Annotated in this window: 5 protein-coding genes; all 5 read right to left on the bottom strand. The window is 68.6% G+C overall.

Annotated elements, in window-relative coordinates:
• Nucleotides 1-212, bottom strand: a 212-nt coding sequence (locus ACFWF3_RS29855; RefSeq protein WP_379316966.1) for a hypothetical protein, incomplete at its 3' end; no start/stop codon positions are given.
• 4 nt (nt 213-216) lie between these two features.
• A complete protein-coding gene (gene recA, locus ACFWF3_RS29850) occupies nt 217-1254 on the bottom strand; it encodes a recombinase RecA (RefSeq protein WP_067460620.1) in 1038 nt (345 codons plus the stop codon).
• A gap of 172 nt (nt 1255-1426) precedes the next feature.
• On the bottom strand, nt 1427-1876 hold the full coding sequence (locus tag ACFWF3_RS29845) for a nuclear transport factor 2 family protein (RefSeq protein ID WP_378988526.1): 450 nt from the start codon (nt 1874-1876) through the stop codon (nt 1427-1429).
• Nucleotides 1877-1895: 19 nt separating this feature from the next.
• A complete protein-coding gene (locus ACFWF3_RS29840; RefSeq protein WP_378988523.1) occupies nt 1896-2777 on the bottom strand; it encodes a pyridoxamine 5'-phosphate oxidase family protein in 882 nt (293 codons plus the stop codon).
• Between the two features lie 38 nt (nt 2778-2815).
• A partial coding sequence (locus ACFWF3_RS29835) for a VOC family protein (RefSeq protein ID WP_379316964.1) occupies nt 2816-3154 on the bottom strand: 339 nt, incomplete at its 5' end.

Here is a 3154-nt window from a genome sequence, read left to right as displayed (position 1 = left end):
CCCGCACCCGACCGAATCCTCTCCGCGTCCGGGTCGGCTCGTGTGTCACGAGCCGACCGGACGAGTTCATCGGCCGTGCCCCTGCCGCGCCCTACCGCGGGCGGTATGACCGGCTCCGGCTCGACCTCGATACCGAGGCGAGCCAGCTGCCTGCGCATCTGTTCGACCGGGTCGGCCGAATCGCGGTGGCCGCCGGGGCTCGGCGTGGTCATCGGCTCAGAAGTCGGCGGGCGCGTCGGCCTCGGCGGTCAGGACGGCGCCGATGCCCAGCTTCTCCTTGATCTTCTTCTCGACCTCGTCGCGCACGTCGGTGTTCTCCAGCAGGAACTTGCGGGCGTTCTCCTTGCCCTGGCCCAGCTGGTCGCCCTCGTAGGTGTACCAGGAGCCGGACTTGCGGATGAAGCCGTGCTCGACACCCATGTCGATGAGCGAGCCCTCCTTGGAGATGCCCTGGCCGTAGAGGATGTCGAACTCGGCCTGCTTGAACGGCGGGGCGACCTTGTTCTTGACCACCTTCACGCGGGTGCGGTTGCCGACCGCGTCGCTGCCGTCCTTGAGGGTCTCGATGCGGCGCACGTCCAGGCGGACCGAGGCGTAGAACTTCAGCGCCTTACCACCGGTGGTGGTCTCCGGGGAGCCGAACATGACGCCGATCTTCTCGCGCAGCTGGTTGATGAAGATGGCGGTGGTGCCGGAGTTGCTGAGCGCACCGGTCATCTTGCGCAGCGCCTGGCTCATGAGGCGGGCCTGCAGGCCGACGTGGCTGTCGCCCATCTCGCCTTCGATTTCCGCGCGCGGCACCAGGGCGGCGACGGAGTCGATGACGAGGATGTCGATGGCGCCGGAGCGCACCAGCATGTCGGCGATCTCCAGGGCCTGCTCACCGGTATCGGGCTGGGAGACCAGCAGCGCGTCGGTGTCGACGCCCAGCTTGCGGGCGTAGTCGGGGTCGAGGGCGTGCTCGGCGTCGATGAAGGCGGCGACACCGCCCGCGGCCTGGGCGTTGGCGACGGCGTGTAGCGCGACGGTGGTCTTACCCGAGGATTCCGGGCCGTAGATCTCCACGACGCGACCGCGCGGCAACCCACCGATACCGAGCGCGACGTCGAGCGCGATGGAGCCGGTCGGGATGACCGCGATCGGCTGGCGGGTCTCTTCGCCCAGGCGCATGACCGCGCCCTTACCGAAGCTCTTCTCCACCTGCGCCAGTGCCAGTTCCAGCGCTTTGTCGCGATCGTAGGCCTGCGGTGCCATGATGTGTGCCCCTTCTCGAGGTGAGTGTCTCTCTGGTTGGCGCCCACAGTAGAGGCCGGCACCGACAAGTTCTGGCGCCCAGGTTAGTCGAACACCCATTCGAGTCAAGCGACGCGCCCGGCAACACGCGAAGCAGCCGCTCCGACCAGCAATCCGGGAGCGATACCGGTCGTCAGCGCTGCGGCAGCACCGAGTCGTCGCCCTCGGCGCGTGGCCCGAAGATCCGCCGCTGCGACTGTTCGATGCGCACGTCGTTGATGCTGGCCTCGCGCCGTGCCATCCGCCCGTCCGCCGCGAACTCCCACTGCTCGTTGCCGTAGCTGCGCCACCACTGCCCCGATTCGTCGTGCCATTCGTACTGGAAGCGCACGGCGATGCGGTTGTCGTGGAAAGCCCACAGATCCTTGCGCAGCGCGTAGCCGTTCTCGGCCGACCATTTGCGGGTGAGGAAGTCGACGATCGCGGCATGGCCGGTGAAGAACTCGTCGCGGTTGCGCCAGACCGAATCCTCGGTGTACGCGGCGGCGACGCGTTCGGGATCCCTGGTGTTCCAGGCATTTTCGGCGGCGAGCACCTTCGCGCGCGCGGAGTCGAGATCAAAGGGTGGCAATGGCGGACGCATGGAAGACCTTTCGATGTCATCAGGGGTTGTTCGGGGAGAGCTCGGGCGGCCCCCAGCGCACAGCGAGCGCACCGGGCCGTTCGATCGCCTCCTCGACGGTGAAGTCGACAGCACACTGCGCGCCGGTAGTGAATGCCGCGCTGTCCCAGACTAATTCGGCGCGGCCGGTGAGCTGCAGCAGCGCACCGGTCGACCAGTCGGCGACGAGCAACCCACAGCGCGGTTGCACGGCGAGGTTGCCCAGCGTCATGAACATCGAGTTGCCGCGATAGTCCGGCCAGCGCAACCGGGTCGGCGACAGCACCTGCAGAAAACCGGGATTGCCACCGCGGTGTGAGGCGTCGGCGTGCCCGTCACTGTCGGCGGTGGCGACGAAGAAGGTGTCGGCGGCCCCCACCATCTCGACCGCAGTGGGCGTGAGCGCCGTGCCACGCCACACCGGGCCGGGCTCCCCGGCGGCAGACACCTCCCGAATCTGCCTGCGCGAGATGTACTTCGGGCAGTTCGCGTAGACCTGCTCGGTGGTGATCCGCAGTCCACCGTCGCGCACCACCGATGTGCCGTTGACGCGCATCCGCCTGCGGCGCTGCGGCTGCAGGGCGATCAGCCCGACGTCGACGTCACCCGCCATCGCCGCCGAGAGCGGATCCGACGTCTCGGGCAGCGTGTCGATGTCGATGGTCGCGTCATCGATCGCGTGCACGAACCCGGCGGGACCGGTGAGCGGGCTCGCCCACAGCCGCCCCGCCGGATCGGCGGCACCGAGCACCACCATCGGCTGCTCGGCCAGGAAGGACGCGGCGACCGCCGGAATCCCGGTTCTGATCGAACGGCCGACGCGAGCAGCCGCGTCGGCCTGCCCCAGGCGTTGCTGCACAGCCAGTTCTCCGGAGTGAAACATCCTCGCCCTCCCTGTCTACGACGTGAATTGCCCGTGGGTCAGAAGAATCCGCACGTCGGGGCGGGTCCGGCCGGCGCGGGAGCGGTATCGGCGCCCAGCGGCGCGAACACCTCGAGGCGAATGCCATCGGGATCGGCGAAGAAGATGCCACCGGAGGACGCGCCCTCACCGTGGGCGACCACCCCGTCGTGAAAGAACTCGGCATCGACCGCGCGCAGCGCCGACTCGACGGCCCGCACCGTGTCGACGTCGTCGACCTGGAACGACAGGTGATGCAGGCCCGGCGTACTGGTGGAGAACTCGCCGCTGCTCTGCTGCCACAGCGTGAGCACCAGCGCACCGCCCCGGCCGAGGAATGCCCAGCGCTGTTCGCCGTC

This window comes from Nocardia sp. NPDC060220 (genome assembly GCF_042727815.1).
Taxonomy (GTDB): domain Bacteria; phylum Actinomycetota; class Actinomycetes; order Mycobacteriales; family Mycobacteriaceae; genus Nocardia.
This window is presented reverse-complemented; position numbering and strand designations above follow the sequence as displayed.